17 protein-coding genes and 1 pseudogene are annotated in these 16,201 nt (G+C 72.3%); 9 read left to right on the top strand and 9 right to left on the bottom strand.

From position 1 onward, the window contains the following. The first annotated feature begins 5 nt into the window (after positions 1-5). Positions 6-537: pseudogene (locus tag ACW62_RS20290) on the top strand (O-acetyl-ADP-ribose deacetylase). A gap of 208 nt (positions 538-745) precedes the next feature. On the opposite strand, the gene ACW62_RS20285 reads toward ACW62_RS20290, so the two are convergent. Next, complete coding sequence (locus ACW62_RS20285) at positions 746-1,309, bottom strand: class I SAM-dependent methyltransferase (RefSeq protein WP_205629493.1); 564 nt, start codon at positions 1,307-1,309, stop codon at positions 746-748. Beyond that, positions 1,299-1,721 carry an MmcQ/YjbR family DNA-binding protein gene (locus ACW62_RS20280; RefSeq protein WP_053205949.1) on the bottom strand — a complete coding sequence of 141 codons (423 nt, stop codon included), beginning with the start codon at positions 1,719-1,721 and terminating at the stop codon, positions 1,299-1,301. Before ACW62_RS20280 ends, ACW62_RS20285 begins: the two co-directional genes overlap by 11 nt. A 282-nt stretch (positions 1,722-2,003) precedes the next feature. Between ACW62_RS20280 and ACW62_RS20275 the strand changes: the two genes are divergently transcribed. Continuing rightward, entirely contained in the window at positions 2,004-2,234 is a 231-nt protein-coding gene (locus ACW62_RS20275) for a hypothetical protein (protein WP_053205948.1), read from the top strand. 7 nt (positions 2,235-2,241) lie between these two features. Here ACW62_RS20275 and ACW62_RS20270 read toward each other — a convergent pair whose 3' ends face one another. From ACW62_RS20270 to ACW62_RS20240, 7 genes are all read right to left on the bottom strand, one after another. Next, positions 2,242-4,227, bottom strand: a complete 1,986-nt coding sequence (locus tag ACW62_RS20270; RefSeq protein ID WP_053205947.1) for a hypothetical protein — start codon at positions 4,225-4,227, stop codon at positions 2,242-2,244. A gap of 18 nt (positions 4,228-4,245) precedes the next feature. Next, positions 4,246-5,331 (bottom strand): glycoside hydrolase family 130 protein, encoded by a 1,086-nt coding sequence (locus ACW62_RS20265; RefSeq protein WP_053205946.1) that lies wholly within the window; start codon positions 5,329-5,331, stop codon positions 4,246-4,248. 2 nt (positions 5,332-5,333) lie between these two features. Further along, the gene (locus ACW62_RS20260; RefSeq protein ID WP_053205945.1) at positions 5,334-6,167 is read right to left on the bottom strand and encodes a carbohydrate ABC transporter permease; all 834 of its coding nucleotides are present in this window, start codon (positions 6,165-6,167) and stop codon (positions 5,334-5,336) included. Then, positions 6,164-7,123 (bottom strand): carbohydrate ABC transporter permease, encoded by a 960-nt coding sequence (locus tag ACW62_RS20255; protein ID WP_053205944.1) that lies wholly within the window; start codon positions 7,121-7,123, stop codon positions 6,164-6,166. The genes ACW62_RS20260 and ACW62_RS20255 overlap by 4 nt, the downstream gene beginning before the upstream one ends. A 13-nt stretch (positions 7,124-7,136) precedes the next feature. Beyond that, positions 7,137-8,438, bottom strand: a complete 1,302-nt coding sequence (locus ACW62_RS20250) for an extracellular solute-binding protein (RefSeq protein ID WP_053205943.1) — start codon at positions 8,436-8,438, stop codon at positions 7,137-7,139. Positions 8,439-8,467: 29 nt separating this feature from the next. Continuing rightward, positions 8,468-9,511, bottom strand: a complete 1,044-nt coding sequence (locus ACW62_RS20245) for a LacI family DNA-binding transcriptional regulator (RefSeq protein ID WP_053205942.1) — start codon at positions 9,509-9,511, stop codon at positions 8,468-8,470. Positions 9,512-9,625: 114 nt separating this feature from the next. After that, on the bottom strand, positions 9,626-10,009 hold the full coding sequence (locus ACW62_RS20240) for a VOC family protein (RefSeq protein ID WP_053205941.1): 384 nt from the start codon (positions 10,007-10,009) through the stop codon (positions 9,626-9,628). 107 nt (positions 10,010-10,116) lie between these two features. Here ACW62_RS20240 and ACW62_RS20235 point away from each other — a divergent pair, with 107 nt between their 5' ends. The 7 genes from ACW62_RS20235 (at position 10,117) to tyrS (ending at position 15,754) form a co-directional block, all read left to right on the top strand. Further along, positions 10,117-10,977, top strand: a complete 861-nt coding sequence (locus ACW62_RS20235) for a hypothetical protein (RefSeq protein WP_157574877.1) — start codon at positions 10,117-10,119, stop codon at positions 10,975-10,977. A 36-nt stretch (positions 10,978-11,013) separates the two neighbouring features. Then, positions 11,014-12,042 (top strand): DNA polymerase IV, encoded by a 1,029-nt coding sequence (locus ACW62_RS20230; protein WP_053205939.1) that lies wholly within the window; start codon positions 11,014-11,016, stop codon positions 12,040-12,042. Between the two features lie 104 nt (positions 12,043-12,146). After that, the gene (locus ACW62_RS20225) at positions 12,147-12,746 is read left to right on the top strand and encodes a sulfite oxidase-like oxidoreductase (protein WP_053205938.1); all 600 of its coding nucleotides are present in this window, start codon (positions 12,147-12,149) and stop codon (positions 12,744-12,746) included. Continuing rightward, positions 12,716-13,480 (top strand): ferredoxin reductase, encoded by a 765-nt coding sequence (locus ACW62_RS20220; protein WP_053205937.1) that lies wholly within the window; start codon positions 12,716-12,718, stop codon positions 13,478-13,480. The genes ACW62_RS20225 and ACW62_RS20220 overlap by 31 nt, the downstream gene beginning before the upstream one ends. A 1-nt stretch (position 13,481) precedes the next feature. Then, positions 13,482-13,751, top strand: coding sequence for a DUF6510 family protein (locus tag ACW62_RS20215; protein WP_053205936.1), 270 nt, complete (start codon positions 13,482-13,484; stop codon positions 13,749-13,751). 22 nt (positions 13,752-13,773) lie between these two features. Further along, positions 13,774-14,406 (top strand): DNA-3-methyladenine glycosylase, encoded by a 633-nt coding sequence (locus ACW62_RS20210; protein WP_053205935.1) that lies wholly within the window; start codon positions 13,774-13,776, stop codon positions 14,404-14,406. A gap of 70 nt (positions 14,407-14,476) precedes the next feature. Then, the gene (tyrS, locus tag ACW62_RS20205) at positions 14,477-15,754 is read left to right on the top strand and encodes a tyrosine--tRNA ligase (protein ID WP_053205934.1); all 1,278 of its coding nucleotides are present in this window, start codon (positions 14,477-14,479) and stop codon (positions 15,752-15,754) included. The last annotated feature ends 447 nt before the right edge of the window (positions 15,755-16,201 follow it).

The following is a 16,201-nucleotide window of genomic DNA, read 5'->3' as shown; positions in this document are numbered from 1 at the left end:
GCGGCATGGCCCGGGTCGAGGTGGTTCAGGGCGACATCACCCGCCAGGACGTCGACGCGATCGTCAACGCGGCCAAATCGTCGCTGCGTGGCGGTGGCGGGGTCGACGGCGCCATTCATCGGGCCGCGGGGCCGCGGTTGAAGGAGGCCGGGGCGGCGCTGGCGCCCTGCCCGCCGGGTTCCGCCGTCGCGACGCCCGCCTTCGACCTCGACCCGCCCATCCGCCACGTCATCCACACCGTCGGGCCGGTCTGGCGCGGGGGATCGGCCGGCGAGGCGTCGCTGCTGGCGTCCTGCTACCGGAGTGCGCTGTCGGTGGCCGATTCGCTGGGCGCCCGGTCGGTGGCGTTCCCGGCCATCTCGACCGGCGTCTTCGGCTACCCGCCCGACCAGGCCGCCCAGCATCGCCGTCGACACCGTCCGCTCCGTGTCCACCGAGGTGGAGCTGATCCGGCTGGTCGCCTTCGACCGCCCGGCGTACGACCTGCTCACCGCCGCCTGGACGGCTGACCCCCGGCGCCGCGCCACCCCAAGTTGATCTTGGAGAAACGGCGGTATTGATCGGACATTTCCCCCGGCAGCTCCGCAAGTTACTCCAAGATCAACTTGGGACGGGTGGCGAGCAGCGAGAAGGCGTTCGGGAGCCGCCCGCGCCAGGCGGCCGCGTCGACCGCCGTCCGGGCGCCAGAACGGGTCGGGGTACTCGGCGAGGTGACGCACCTCCAGCCCGGCCGCGACGACCGCCGTCACGATCTCGCCGAGCGTCGCCTGCCGCTCCACCGCGCCGCGGGCCGGGAACGTGTCGTTGACGTGCTGACGCTCGAAGTGCCGCGGTCCGGCCGGATCCGCGGCTCGTCGGCGTCCCAGGTCCACAGCCGCACCGCCGGGTGCGCCTCGTAGCCGAACAGCGACCCGCCCGGACGCAGCAGCCGTGCCACGTCGCAGGCCCAGGCGTGCAGGTCGGGCAGCCAGATCAGCGCGCCCTTGCCGGTGTAGACGAGGTCGGCGCAGCCGTCGCGCAGGGGAGCGCCGGGCAGCTCGCCGACGACGTACCGGCACGGCAGCCCCAGCTCGACGACCCGCCGCTGGGAAGCCGCCACCGCGACCGCGCTGAAGTCCACCCCGACGACCGAGCGCGCGCCGGCCCGCACCAGCGCCGGGTCGTCGAGGCCGTGACCGCTCTGCAGGTGCACGACCTCCGGCGCCGCCGCCAGCACCGGCCCGAGCAGCTCGCGCTCGGCCAGCAGTTCGTCGTACTCGCGGACGTGCTTCAGGGACGCGTCGTCCCAGGCGGCGCGGTTACCGTCCATGGTCGCGCAGCCAGGCGGCGGCCCGGGTCTTCGAGGCGCGCGCCAGCCACGCGTCCTGGACCTGCTCGGCCAGCTCGGCGCGGGTCAGCTCGCCCAGCCGGCCGGCCCGCACCAGCACCGACCGGTGCCCGGCGAAGTGCGGTGTCGTGAAGTACGGCGTGCGCGGGTCCTGGACCAGCGCCTCCTTCTCCGCCTCGGACTCCACCCACAGCACGATGACGTCGTCGTACCGCTCGCCGGTCTCCGGGTCGACGGCGTCCGGCCGCGGGTTGCGGAAGAACACGAACGACCGGCCGCCCACCTGGTAGACGGGCTTGCGCTCGGTGCCCGGGTACACGGTGACGTGCGGCATCGCCAGCGCCAACGCGTGCACGTCCCCGGCCGTCGCCGGCCGGTCGCCGTCGTCCACCATGGGCCGCAGCCTAGTGCGAGGAGGATCCATGGCGGTGGGACGCGCGGCTGGGAACGACGGACTGGCGCGACCTGCGGATGGCGGCCGACGCGATCCGAGCCGAGACCGCCGGCTGACGCCCGCAACCCTTCGGTGCCATCGCGCGTAGTCCAGGGGTGAGCTCCCATGATCATCAATCTCTGGCGCCGTGATGGCAGCACGAAAGGTTGATGATCATGGGCGGCCGCAGCCGGGGTAGGGTGGAGATGCGGAGCAATTCAGGCTCCCGGCCGAGGAGCACCCATGGTCGGCTCGACGACAGTAGTCCTGCGGGTCAAGTTCATCGGCGGAGCGCAGATGGACGTCACCATCGACGAGGTCGACGTCGGCGAGGACGAGGTCGTCGACCGCGCCATCGCGGCGCTCTCGCAGGACTCCGGCGTGCTCCGCGCCCGGCACGGCGACCGGCTCGTGGTGGTGTTCGCCCGAGGTGTGGCCGCCGTCGAGATCGCGCCGCGGGGCGCCGTCCTCTGACTCCGCCTCAGCCCACGACCGCGAAGCCGCCCGGCCGCAGCGTGATCGTCGTCCGGCCGGTCAGCTCGCGCGTCGTCTGCAACCGGCCGGCGTCGTCGTACACCCGCACCGTCCCGGGCCCGTCGACGGCGACCCGCCGGGGCGTCGCCGCGGCCGAGTGCAGCAGTTCGGCCCGCGCGCCGCCGTCACCGGCCAGGGCGAGCCGGGACACGTCCGGCCGGACCAGCAGCGCGTCCAGCTCGACCGCGCCGCGCGACGCCGTCACGGAGACCGACGATGCGCCCGCGGGCACCGGCCGGCGCAGCGGCAGCGGCAGCAACGCGCCCGGGATCGCGGTCAGCCCCTGCGCTCCCACGCGGTGCTCCAGCGCGCCGATCGATCGTCCGGACGCCGTCCACACCGACCGCGCCGACCCGCCGAGCGGCAGCCACGACACCGGCTCGACCAGCCGCGGCAGGTCCGACGGGCCCAGGTCGAAGGTCGCGGTGTCGCCCGTGTCGAGCGCCAGCAGTGACCCGCTCCACAGCGACTCGCCGGTCCACGCGGCGTCCGGCGCCCGCACGGTCCCGGTCGTCGACGTCGCCGCCTCGGCCTCGACCAGCCGCAGCCCGTCCCGCGCCTCGACGTCCGTCAGCCCCGCGGCGCGGGCCCGCACCTCGGGGTGGGCGTCGAGCGCCAGCATCGACAGCTGCCCGTGGATCGTGCTCTCCGCGCCGCTGTTCCGGTTGATCGTCCCGTCGGCCGCGACGCCGTCGTACGTCACGCCGGTCGCGGGGTCGTACATCGGAGACCCGGCGGCGTTCGCGCCGAAGTACCACGCCGCCGTCAGCCCAGCCAGCTGGTCGAACCCGGGCCGGTCCGCCGCCGCGCCCACGGCCAGCAGCGACTGCAGCCGCGAGTCGACGCCGTAGGCGATCTGCACCCGTTCGGTCGGCGTCGGCATCCACCCGTTGTCCGCGCCGCCCGCCGTCAGCAGCGTCGGCACGAACCGGGCCGAGTCCAGGACGGCCGGGCGCAGCAGCGCGGGCGCGCCCAGCGCCGTCGAGGCCGCGGCCAGCGACGCCGGCATCTGCGACCCCCACGCGTGCCACATCGACCGCGACTGCGCCCACGGCAGGACGGCGCCGTACGGCCACGCGTCCGGGTCGCCGCCGCCCATCGCGGCGACGCCCTCGGCCAGCTTCCGCAGCGCGTCGGCCGCCGCGGCATCGGACGGTGCCGCCTCCACGTACGCCGCCAGCCCGAGCACCGCCTCGGCCGTCGCGTCCGCGCCGTCCACGATCAGCCACGACGGCACCCGCAGGCCATCGGCGACGGTGTACTCGCCGTACCGCGTCAGGACCTGCCGGTCGACCGCGTCGACGGCCAGCCGCAGCCGGTCCCGCAGGAAGCCGGCGAACGCCGGGTCGGCGGCCTCGAACGCCGCGTACCCCTCGCCGAACGCCCAGATCGTCCGCGCCAGCCAGTAGCTCGGCCCGGAGTCGGACGGGTCGGGCAGCTCGACCGGCTCGGCGCTCGGGTTCAGCGTCCCGTCGGGCTGGATCCACAGCACGACGTTGCCGGCGTCGGGCCCGCTGGCGGTCTGCAGGTAGGCGAGCGAGCGCAGCAGCTCGTAGGCGCTCTCGCGGCTGGCGGAAGACCCGGTCTGCTGCCAGTGCCGCAGGTAGACGACGGCCGCGCGGGACACGTCGTCGGCGTTGTACGCGCCCTGCGACCAGTGCCCGGTCGCGGGGTCCAGCCGTCCGCCGCCGATCCGCTCGAACGTCCCGCCCGCCCGCGCGTCGGCGTACGTCCAGGGGAAGGTCAGCTCCGGCTCCTCGGCCAGCCGGTACGTCGTGTGCCCTGGTTCGCCGGCAGGGGAGGCGTGGTCGAGCAGGAAGTCCAGGTGCGCGGTGTTCGCCAGCGTCTCGGCGGGCTCCGCCGCGGTCGCGGCCAGCCCGCCCGAGCCGAGTACCAGAGCGGCCAGCGCCGCCGTCCACGAGGTCCGCGTCATCGCGGCTCTCCTTCCAGGTCAGGTGCCGGTGAAGTGTCCAGTGCGATCCAGCCGGGCGACGCCGATCTTGCTGTCGGCCATGCCGTAGAAGACGTAGTGCGCGCCGCCGATCTCTTCGATCGCGGTGGGGAAGACGACGTTCGGCACGATGCCGCTGCGCTCGTCGTCGGTCTCGGGCGCCAGCAGCGGCTGCGGGGTCCGGGCCAGCACGACGGACGGGTCGCCGGCGTCGAGCAGCAGGGCGCCGGCGGCGTAGTTGACCTTCTGCTGCTGGTCGACGCCCGACGCGAGCACGCCGGTGACGCCGTGGTGCAGCAGCAGCCAGCCCTCGGGGACGCGCAGCGGCGCCGGCCCGCCGCCGATCTTCAGCTCCTCGAACGGGTGCTCCGGGCCGGCCAGGAACCGGTGCTCGCGCCAGTGCACGAGGTTCCGGACGTCGGCCAGCACCGACGCCAGCGGGACGTACGAGATCCAGACGCTGTGCCGCTCGTCCGTCACGCCGCGCGGCAGCACGACGCCCTGACCGGGGCGGATCTCGCCGAGGTCCCACATCGGCCGGTGCAGCACGGCGAGGCTCACGACCCCGGACGGCGACGTCACCGGCGTCGGGAAGAACACGGTGTCCTTGTTGTGAAACAGGTTGAGGTCGACGTCGAGGTCGTCGTCGTACGCGAACAGCGCCGGCCCGAGCCGCCGCCACGTCCGCAGGTCGTCCGACACCGCCAGCGCCGTGCGCGGCCCCAGCGGCCCGTACGCGACGTACGTCATGACGTGCAGCCCGAGCGCCGGGACGAACGTCACCCGCGGGTCCTCGACGCCGCTGTGCGACGCGCCGCGCTCCCAGGCCCGGTCCGGCTCCAGGACGACGCCCTCGCGCTCGACGCCGACCGGCACGCCGTCGTCGTCGATGACCACCCGGGCCAGGCCGACGCGCGAGACGTTGCCGGCCGCGACCAGCCGGGGGAGCAGGTAGAGGACGCCGTCCGGGTCGCGGCCGGACGCCGGGTTGAGCACCCCCTCGGCCTCGAGCGGGTTGCCGTCCTCGGGCGCCATGACGACCCCAAGCCGGGTCAGCGTGTACGGGACGGTGGTGGAGACGGGCATGCCTAGCCTTTCACGCCGGAATCGATGTTCGTGCTGGTGAAGTAGCGCTGGAAGACGATGAACAGGACGACGGCGGGTGCCGCCAGGACGACGGCGCCGGCCAGCACGGCGCCGAACGGGTTGGCCGCCGAGGCCGCCACGTTGCTGATGTAGTTGGCCAGCGACACTGCCAGCGGCTGCATCGACTGGTCCTTGGTGATGAGGAACGGCCACAGGAACTCGTTCCACGGCCCGATGAACGTGATCAGGACGACGGTCAGCAGCACCGGCCGGACCAGCGGCAACGCGACGTTCCACAGGGTGCGCAGATCGCCCGCGCCGTCCACGGCCGCGGCGTCGAACAGCTCGCGCGGCAGTTGCAGGAAGTAGGCGCGGAACACGATCACCGCGGTCGAGTTGATCGCGAACGGCAGGATCATCCCGAGGTAGCTGTCGGCCAGCCCGTAGTCGCGGGCGATCAACACGTACAGCGGGATCATCAGCAGCTGGAACGGCACCACCTGCACCAGCAGGGCCAGCGCGAACGTCGTCCCGCGGCCGCGCCACCGCAGCACCGCCAGCGCGTACCCGGCCAGCACGCCGAACACGACCGTCCCGAGGATCACCCCGCCGGTGAAGATGCCGGAGTTCACCAGCCCCTGCACCAGGTCGATGCGCCCGTCGATGTCGGCGTAGTTGTCCAGCGTCAGGTTCGACGGGTCCGGGAACGCGCCCGCCGGGGTGGGGTCGGGCGACTCCTGCAGCGAGCCGACGACCATGTAGTAGAAGGGGAAGAGGAAGGCCAGCGCGCCCGCGCCGAGCACGACGTAGCGCAGCACCGACGACCGGCGGCTCACGACTCACCACCTCCGACGAAGCGCCGCTGCAGCCACGCGACCAGCAGCACCAACAGGACGAGGATCACGCCGATGGCCGCGGCCACGCCGGGCGTGCCCTGCTCGATGCCGCGCTGGTACATGATCAGCACCGGCGACGCCGACGCGCCGTTCGGCCCGCCGCCGCCCGTCAGCAGGTACGGCTCGGTGAACAGGTTCGCGCCGATGATCGTCGACAGCAGCAGCACCAGCACTGTCGCCGGCCGCACCGCGGGCACCGTCACCGACCAGAACGTCCGCAGCCGGCCCGCCCCGTCCGTCGCCGCCGCCTCGTACAGCTCGCGCGGGACGTTCTGCAGCGCCGCCAGGTACAGCAGGATGTAGAAGCCCAGCTGCTTCCAGGTGACGAAGAACGCGATCGTCGGCATGGCCCAGAACGAGTTGATCAGCCACGGCGGATCCGGCGCCAACGGCCCCAGCACCTCGTTGACCAGCCCGTTCCCGCTGAACAGGAACAGCCAGACGCCCACGACCGCCACCGACGCCGTCACGTACGGGACGTAGAAGGCGACCCGCAGAAACACCCGGGCCCGGACCGCCTGGTTGAGCAGCGTCGCCAGCACCAGCGACAGCACCACCGTCAGCGGCACGTTGATGACCAGGAAGATCCCGATGTTGACGAACGAGCGGCGTACGTCCGGATCGGTCAGGACGTCGGTGTAGTTGTCCAGCCCGACGAACGGCCGGTCGACGTCGGCGCCGGGCGCGGCGAAGAGGTAGTCGTGGAACGACATCCACACCGCGAAGCCCAGCGGTACCGCGAACACGACCAGCACGTACGCCAGGTACGGCGCGCTGAACAGCAGGCCGGACGGGTTGCGGCCCAGCACGCGTGCGCGCTGTCGCCGTGCGTTCTTCTGGTGCCGGGCGGGCGGCGAGGTGCCGCCCGCCCGCGCGCCGGAGTCGACGACCGTCATGTCCGGCCGCCGGTCAGGACTGGCCGGCCAGGCCGTCGATCTCGTCGGCGGCGCCGTCCAGCGACTCCTGGAGGTCACCCTCGCCGAAGATCACCGACTGCGACCACGCGTCGCGCAGCGTCTGCCACACGGCGACGGAGTTCGGGATGTTCGGGACCTCGACCGTGCGGGCGGCCTGATCGCCGAACGCCTCGTAGGCCGGGTTGGCGGCGAAGTAGTCCGGGTAGGTGCCGGGGAGGTCCTGGCGCATCGGCATCTGGCCGGTCAGCTCCAGCAGCAGGCCGTCCTGCTCCTCGCTGGTGGCGAACTTCAGCACGTCCCACGCCGTCGCCTGGTTCTCGCACGCGGTGTAGAGGCCGATGTTCTTGGCGTCGCTGAACGTGTAGGTCTCCTCCGGGGCGGTGCCGGCGGACGTCGGGACGGGGACGGCGCCCCAGTCGATGTTCTCGCCGTACACGCTGATCGCCCACGGGCCGACGATCGCCATCGCCGCCTGGCCGTCGGCGAAGGAATCGCCCTGGTAGGTCTCACGGCTGGCCAGGCCCTCGTCGTACAGCGTCTTCCAGAACTCCGCGACGCTCTGCCCGGCGTCGTCGGCGAACGTCGCCGCGCCGTCCTCGACCAGCGGCGTGCCGCCCGTCTCGGCCGCGTAGAGCGGATAGAAGTCGAACCAGTTCTGGAAGAACTCGCTGGTCGGGGCCGGCCAGATCGCCTTCGGCGCGGCACCCGACTCCACCAGCGTGCGGGCGGTCTGGAGGAACTCGTCGTACGTGCCCAGCGGCGGGTTCTCCGGGTCGAGGCCGGCGGCGGTGAACATCGCCTTGTTGTAGAAGATCATCACCGGGTTCGACTTCCACGGCAGCTGGAAGTACTCGCCGCTCGCCGACTGGTACTGCTCGGCGACGTCGCCGCTGCGCTCCTCGACGTAGCTGGCGCCGTCGTCGAAGCTGGAAAGCGACACGAGGCCGCCCTGCCGCTCGAAGTCGGGGACCGCCACGGGCGCGGTGTTGAGGATCAGGCACGGCGCGTTGCCGGCCGTGATGGCGGCGCCGATGACCTCTTCGCTGCTCGCGCCGGCCGGGATCTCCTGCGCCTCGATCTGCTCGTCCGGGTGTTCGGCGTTCCAGGCCTCCACCATCTGCTCGCCCCACGCGACCTCGGCCTCGTTGTTCGAGTACCAGATGGTGATGTCGCCGCGTTCGCCGTCAGCGCCGCCGCCGGTGGCCGCGTCGTCGTCATCGCCGCCGCAGGCCGCGACGGTGAGCAGGCCGGCCGCGGTCAGCGCCGCGGCGGCGACTCGGGTGCGTCGTTGCACGGTCGTCTCCTTCTGTCGTACGGACGGGGTCAGCGCTCCGCCCGGGGGATGGGTTCGGGGCTCGCCGCGGTCGACTCACGAGGGATGAACCGCGCCGGCGGCAGCTCGGTGTCGCCGGGCTCCTCGCCGGCGATCTCCTGCAGCAGCACCCGCGCGGCGACGGCGCCCCAGCTGACGGCGTCGGTCGCCACGGTGCTGAGCGCGGGGAAGATGTGTTCGGCCACATCGCTGCCGTCGAAGCCGGTGATCGAGAGCTCCTCGGGCACCCGCAGCCCGGACCGCTGCGCCACGCCGAGCCCGGCGATCGCCATCGGGTCGTTCGCATAGACGATGGCGGTCGGGTCCTCCTGGCGGGCGAGCAGGTCGCGGGTCGCGCGGGCGCCGTCCGCCGCCCGGAAGTCCGTCTCGACGATCATCGTCGCCCGGAGGCCCGCGCGGGCCATCGCGTCCTCGAACGCCTTCCGGCGGCGGCTGCCGTGCAGCATGCGGGCCGGCCCGGCGACGTGCGCGATGCTGCGGTGGCCGAGCCCGACCAGGTGGTCGACGGCGGCCTCGATGCCGGCCCGGTCGTCCATCGACACCGCCGGAAACGGCGACGCCCCCTCCGGCCGGCCCAGTGTGACGGCGGGGACGCCCAACTCGTCGGCGAGTGCGATACGGGCGTCGTCGTGCCGCAGGTCGGTGATGAAGATGCCGTCCACCCTGCGGTCCTCGACCAGCTTCCGGTAGGCGGCCAGCTCGGCCTCTTCGTCCGGGACGACGCTCAGCACCAGCGCCTGGCCCGCCGGCGCCAGTTCCCGCTCCACGCCCGCGATGAACGACGGATAGAACGGGTCGCCGGTGATGATCTCCGGATCCCGCGTGATGACCAGGCCCAGCGCGAATGCCCGGTTCACCGAGAGCGCGCGGGCCCGCAGGCTCGGCTGCCAGCCCAGGTCGCGGGCCGCCGCGAGGATCCGCTCCCGCGTCTGCGGCGACACACCCGGCCGGTCGTTCAACGCGAACGACACCAGCCCCTTGCTGACGCCCGCCCGCTCCGCGACGTCGGCGATGGTGGGTCGTTCGGTGGGCATCGGCGGGCGCCTCCGTCGGCGGTAGCTGCTCCTCTAAACCGGTTTAGGTTCGGAGCCTATACCGGTTTAGGTCGCGCCGCAAGACGTTCTCATGACGACCGGGCGCTCGAGGCGTCAGCCGGCGGCGGCCTGCCAGAGGCCGAGCACGTTACCCTCGCTGTCGCGGAAGTAGGCCGCGTACCCCATCCCCATGACCTCGGCCTTCGGCAGGACCACCGCGCCGCCCAGCCGCTGCACCGCCGTCAGCGCCGCGTCGACGTCGTCCACACCGATGGTCACGATCGGACCGGGCCGGTCGGCGTCGCGGGTGAACATGCCGCCGTTGATGGCGCCCGCTTCCTTGGGCCGTCCGGCCTCGTCGACCGGGGTGGTGGAGACGACGGTGTAGTCGACCTCCGGCATCGGCGTGACGTCCCAGCCGAAGGCGGTGCGGTAGAACTCGCGGGCCCGCTCGACGTCGTCGGCGGGGATCTCGAAGTGTACGACTTGTCCGGTCATGACGACCGCCCCCTCGAACTGCTCCTGGGTCGAGCGTAGCCCCGTCCCGCCGGGCCGGAGCTGACGTAGATTCGAAGCAGCCGACGGAGCACATGAAGGAGCCGACCATGGCGCACAGTCCCAGGACCATCCAGCCGGGCGACGTCCAGGACGAGCGGGTGGCCCGGCTGCCGCTGACCGCCGCCTACACCTGGGCCTACCTGCCCACCGTCTTCGACGACGAGGGCCGCGCGGTCGACAACGCCGCCGTCGTGAACGGCCGGCTGTGGGCGCTGCGGTTCGACGAGCACCCGACGGCCGCCATGGCCGACGATCTCGACGCGCTGGCGTTCGAGGGACTGATCTGCCGGTACGCGGTCGACGGCCAGGCGTATCTGCACGATCCGGCGTGGCGACGGCGGCAGCGGCTGGTCCGCCCGGTGAAGTCGGCGCTGCCGCGCTGCCCGGTCCACGACTCCGGCATCCGCGAGTTCGTCGGCGACACCATCACGTCGGTGCAGGACCAGGTCACCTCGATCATCGGCGGCGCGGCCGCCGACGCCGGCACGGCGAAGGTCCGCGACACCTTCGCCCGCATCGTCGAGGACGTCACCTTCCCCGTCGACCCTTCCAAGGCGACGGCGTACGGCCAGCGCATCCGCGACTTCCTCGGCGGGGCCCCCGCCCGCCACGACGACCACCTCGACGACGCGGAGCGGTTCCCGGTCGCCGGCACGTCCGGCGCCGCGCCCGAGCCGGCCGGTGAGGTCGAGTACGACGCCAGCGGCACGGCGGTCGCGAAGGAACGCGCCGCCGCCGACGCCGCCCCCGGCGAGACCGCCCCCGGCTCCGTCACGGACGAGCAGCCCGCGGCGGACGACGTCTGGCGCGCCGCCACCGACCACCCGGCTGAGCCGGCCGACCCCGCGGACCCGGCCGACCCGGCCGACCCGACGGACCCCACCGACCCGCAGGACCCCGGCCGCTGAATCCGCGCTGTCGGTGCGTCGGGCCAGAATGGTCACGTGCCCCGCTGGGTCCTGCACGTCGACCTCGACCAGTTCATCGCTGCCGTCGAGGTGCTGCGACGTCCCGAGCTGGCCGGCTTGCCGGTCGTCGTCGGCGGTGACGGCGACCCGTCCAAGCGCGGCGTCGTCGCCACCGCGTCGTACGAGGCCCGCGCGTTCGGCGTCCACTCGGGCCTGCCGCTGCGCACGGCGCTGAAACGCTGCCCCGACGCCGTCTTCCTGCCGGTCGACAAGCCCGCCTACGAGGCCGTCTCCGACGACGTCATGATGACGCTGCGCGAGTTCGGCACCGTCGAGGTGCTCGGCTGGGACGAGGCGTTCATCGACGCCGGAGCGGCGGGCGACGACGACCCCGAGGCCACCGCCCGCAGCATCCAGCGCCGGGTCCGCGAGGCCACCGACCTCGACTGCACCGTCGGCATCGGCGAGAACAAGCTGCAGGCCAAGCTGGCCACCGGGTTCGGCAAGCCGGCCGGCGTCGCCACGCTCACCTACGACTCCTGGTTCGACGTGCTGGGCGAGAGTTCGACGGACGCGCTGTGGGGCGTCGGCGCGAAGACGGCGAAGAAGCTCGCCGAGCTCGACATCCACACCGTCCGCGACCTCGCCACCACCCACCCCGACACCGTCGCGAAACGGTTCGGGCCCACCATCGGACCGTGGCTGGTCCGCGTGGCCCGCGGCGTCGCGTCGGCGCGGGTCAGCGGCGAGGCGTGGCTGGCCAGGTCACACGGCAAGGAGTTCACCTACCAGCACGACCTCGAGCACTGGGACGAGGTCGTCCGCGAGGTCACGCGGCTGGCGCACGAGGTCGCCGGCGAGGTCGTCGCCGAGGGCCGCCCGGCCGTCCGCGTCGTCGTCAAGGTCCGGTACGCCCCGTTCTTCACCTCCACCCACGGCCACAAGCTGGCCGAGCCCACGAGCGACGCCGATGCGCTGGCCGCGGCCGCGCTGGTGGCGCTCGCCCGGTTCACCGACCGCCGCCCGGTCCGGCTCCTGGGCGTTCGGGCCGAGTTCGGCGCCTGACGAACCGACCTCCCGAATGCTCTGGACTCCGGACCTAGGTGAGAGGACCATGTGCCCAGGGTGGGAGGGCGCGTCCGCAGGCGCGAGGGAAACGGGGTGGAACGATGGGGATCGTGTCTCCGGGGTTCCGGAGGAGAAGGCACGACGCTGACGTCCAGCTGCCGCCGGGGCAGTACCTGACCGAGGACTTCCCGGTGCTGTCCGCCGGTCCGACGCCGAACATCTCGCTGGACCGGTGGGAGTTCACCATCGCCAGCGAGACCGGCCAGGAGTACCGGTGGACGTGGGACGAACTGCTCGAGCTGCCGGCCGAGGAACCGACGGTCGACATCCACTGCGTCACGAAGTGGTCCAAGCTGGCGACCACGTGGCGCGGGGTGTCGCTGGACCTGCTGATGGAGGACGTCGACACGACGGCCGACTACGCATTGGCGCACTGCTACGGGGGCTACACGACGAATCTGCCGCTCGAGGACCTGCTCGACGGCCGGGCGTGGGTGGTCTACGAGTTCGACGGCTCCGAGCTGGCGCCGCAGCACGGCGGGCCGGCCCGGCTGCTGGTGCCGCACCTGTACTTCTGGAAGTCGGCGAAGTGGGTGCGCGGCCTGCAGCTGATGGAGTTCGACGAGCCGGGGTTCTGGGAGGGCGTCGGCTACCACAACTACGGTGACCCGTGGCGCGAGCAGCGTTACGCGGGCGATTGAACGCCCGCCTCGAGTGGCGCGTCGCAACCCTCGTCGGCATCCGCAGCGAGACCGCGACCGCCCGGACGCTGCTGCTCGACGTCCCCGGCTGGCCCGGTCACGTGCCCGGGCAGCACGTCGACGTCCGGCTGACGGACGAGGACGGCTACAGCACCCAGCGCAGCTACTCGCTGGCCGCGCCGGCCGACGGTGACCGCGTCGAGCTCACCATTCAACGGGTGAATGGCGGTGAGGTGTCGGAGTACCTGACGGACACGTTCGCCGTCGGCGATCCGGTCGAGTTGCGCGGCCCGGTCGGCGGCTGGTTCGTCTGGCATCCGTCGCGGACGGTGCCGGCGCTGCTGGTGGCGGGCGGGTCGGGCATCGTCCCGCTGATGGCGATGGTCCGGGCCCGGCGTGAGGCGCGCAGCCGGGCGCCGTTCCGGCTCATCCACTCCGTCCGCTCGCCGTCCGACCAGTTCTACGCGTCCGAGCTGCGCCGCGCCGCCCGCGACGACGGCGGGCTCGACATCGTCACGCTCTTCACCCGGTCGGCGCCGGCCGGGTCCGTGCGGCCGCCGCGCCGCGTCGGCCCCGCCGACCTGGAGCTGTACGGCTGGCCGCCGCAGTTCGAGCCGACGTGCTTCGTCTGCGGCCCGACCGGGTTCGTCGAGAAGGTGGCGAACACGCTGGTCGGCCTGGGCCACGATCCGCGCCGCATCCGCACCGAGCGATTCGGCCCGACAGGAGACTGACATGACTGACGACTACCAGGACGGCAACGCCCTGGCCGGCCCGCTCGCCGAGCTGTTCGCCGTCGACGTCACCGCCGCCACCGGACGCTGTGTGAGCTGCGGCGACACCCGCCGGGTCGCGGACCTACGGGTCTACGGCCACGCGCAGGGCTGGGTGGCGCGCTGCCCGAGCTGCGAGCACGTCATCCTGCGGCTGGTCCGGGCGCCCGACGCGGCGTGGCTGGACCTCCAGGGGACGACGAGCCTGCGCGTCCCGCTGCCGCCGGTCTGACGCCGTCGTCGATACTGGCGCGGTGGAGACGGCGACGATCGACCGCGCGTTCCTGGCCCGTCCAGGCCTCGACGTGGCACCTGACCTGCTCGGCAGCGTGCTGCGGCACACGACGCCAGAGGGGACGGTGGCGGTGCGGCTGACCGAGGTCGAGGCGTACCAGGGCGCCGACGATCCCGGCTCGCACGCGTTCCGCGGCCGCACCCCGCGCAACGCCGTCATGTTCGGGCCGGCCGGCCACCTCTACGTCTACTTCACCTACGGCATGCACTTCTGCGCGAACGTGGTGTGCGACGTCGACGGGACGGCGACGGCGGTGCTGCTGCGGGCCGGCGAGGTGATCGAGGGCGCCGCGCTGGCCGCGTCCCGGCGGCTGTCCGCGCGGACGGCACGCGAGTACGCCCGCGGCCCGGCCCGTCTGACGTCCGCCCTGGGCCTCGGCCGCCCCGACAACGGCGTCGACCTGTGCGCTCCCGGCTCGCCGACGCAGCTGCTCCCGGGCCCGCCGGTCGACGGCGGCCGGGTGCGGACCGGACCGCGGGTCGGCGTCAGCGGCGACGGCGGCGACGGCGTCGCGTTCCCGTGGCGGTTCTGGCTGGACGGAGAGCCGACGGTGTCGCCGTACCGGCCGCACGTGCCCAAGCGCCGTAAGTGATTCGCGCCGCGCTCAAGCGGTGCGGGATCATGGGGTGTCCATTCCGAATCGAGCAGATCGAGGACCGACCGTGACCGACATCCTGGACGAGCTGCACTGGCGCGGGCTCATCGCGCTGTCCACCGACGAGCAGGAGTTGCGCTCCGCTCTGGCAGCCGGTCCGGTCACCTATTACTGCGGGTTCGATCCCACGGCGCCGAGCCTGCACATCGGCAACCTGGTGCAGATCCTCACCATGCGACGCCTCCAGCTGGCCGGCAACGACCCGTTGGCGCTGGTCGGCGGCGCGACGGGACTGATCGGCGATCCCAAGATGACCGGTGAGCGCACGCTGAACGACCGCGACACCGTCGGCGGCTGGGTCGAGCGCATCCGCAAGCAGATCGAGCCGCTGCTCGACTTCGACGGGCCGCATCCGGCGCGCATGGTGAACAACCTCGACTGGACGGCTCCGCTGTCGGCCATCGACTTCCTGCGCGACGTCGGCAAGCACTTCAGGCTCAGCCGCATGTTGTCCAAAGAGTCGGTCAGCGCCCGGCTCAACAGCGACCAGGGCATCAGCTTCACCGAGTTCAGCTACCAGATCCTGCAGGGCATGGACTACCTCGAGTTGTACCGCCGGTACGGCTGCGTCCTGCAGACCGGCGGCAGCGACCAGTGGGGCAACCTCACCAGCGGCGCCGACCTCATCCACCGCGTCGAGCGGCAGTCGGTGCACGTCCTGGCCACCCCGCTCATCACCAAGGCCGACGGCACGAAATTCGGCAAGACCGAGTCCGGCACCGTCTGGCTCGATCCCGAGATGACCAGCCCGTACGCGTTCTTCCAGTTCTGGGTCAACGCCGACGACCGCGACGTCGTCGGCTACCTCAAGGTGTTCAGCTTCCGGTCCCAGGAAGAGATCGCCGAACTGGAACGCGAGGTGACGGAGAAACCGGCGGCCCGCTCGGCACAGCGCGCGCTGGCGTCCGACCTCACGTCGATGCTGCACGGGGCCGACGAGACCGCCAAGGTCATCGCCGCGTCGAAGGCGCTGTTCGGCATGGGGGCGCTCGACGAGCTCGACGCCGGCACGCTCAAGGCCGCGCTCGACGAAGCCGGCGCGCGTCCGCTGGAGACGGGGGAGGAGCTGCCCTCGTACGTCGACCTGTTCGTCCAGTCGGGGCTCGTCGAGTCGCGATCCGCGGCCCGCAGAGCCATCTCCGACGGCGGCGCGTACGTCAACAACGTCCGGCTCGACCCCGGCCTGGCGCCGGAAGATCGTCCCGGTCGCGATGATCTTCTGCACGGCCGCTTCCTCGTGCTCCGTCGCGGGAAGCGCACGGTCGGTGGCGTCGAGCTCGCTTGACGGCTCTGACCTGGGCAAACGCGCATGAGACGGCCGTCACAACGATTCGCCGGGTCAGGATTTGACTCCCGCTCCCCGGGACCGTAAGTTTCTCTTCGGCTCAAGGGGAGCGGGACGCCGGGAACGGCGGCCGGCCTGCAGAGTCACCACCACTTCAGCTCACTGAGCAGACCCTTGTCTGGGTCCGGTCAGCGCCGGGTGGCGGAACTGCGAAACGGTTTGTCTCGACGGGCCGGACGCAGTAGAGTGAAGGAACTGCTTCGGGCAGGGGTTCTGGTTCCAGAACCGTCCACCAGGCCAACCGCCTGGTGTTGACCGAAGAAGATCCACATTCGGATCACCAGCGTCTCACGCTGATGCCCTAGCGGGGTGTCTTGTGGGTGCGCCCGATTTTTGAGAACTCAACAGTGTGCCTGATGATGTTTGGTTGATGCCAAGTTTGTTTAT

The sequence above is a fragment of the Jiangella muralis genome (assembly GCF_001270745.1).
Classification (GTDB): domain Bacteria; phylum Actinomycetota; class Actinomycetes; order Jiangellales; family Jiangellaceae; genus Jiangella; species Jiangella muralis.
Note: the sequence above shows the minus strand (reverse complement) of the source record. Positions and strands in the feature narration are given on the sequence as shown.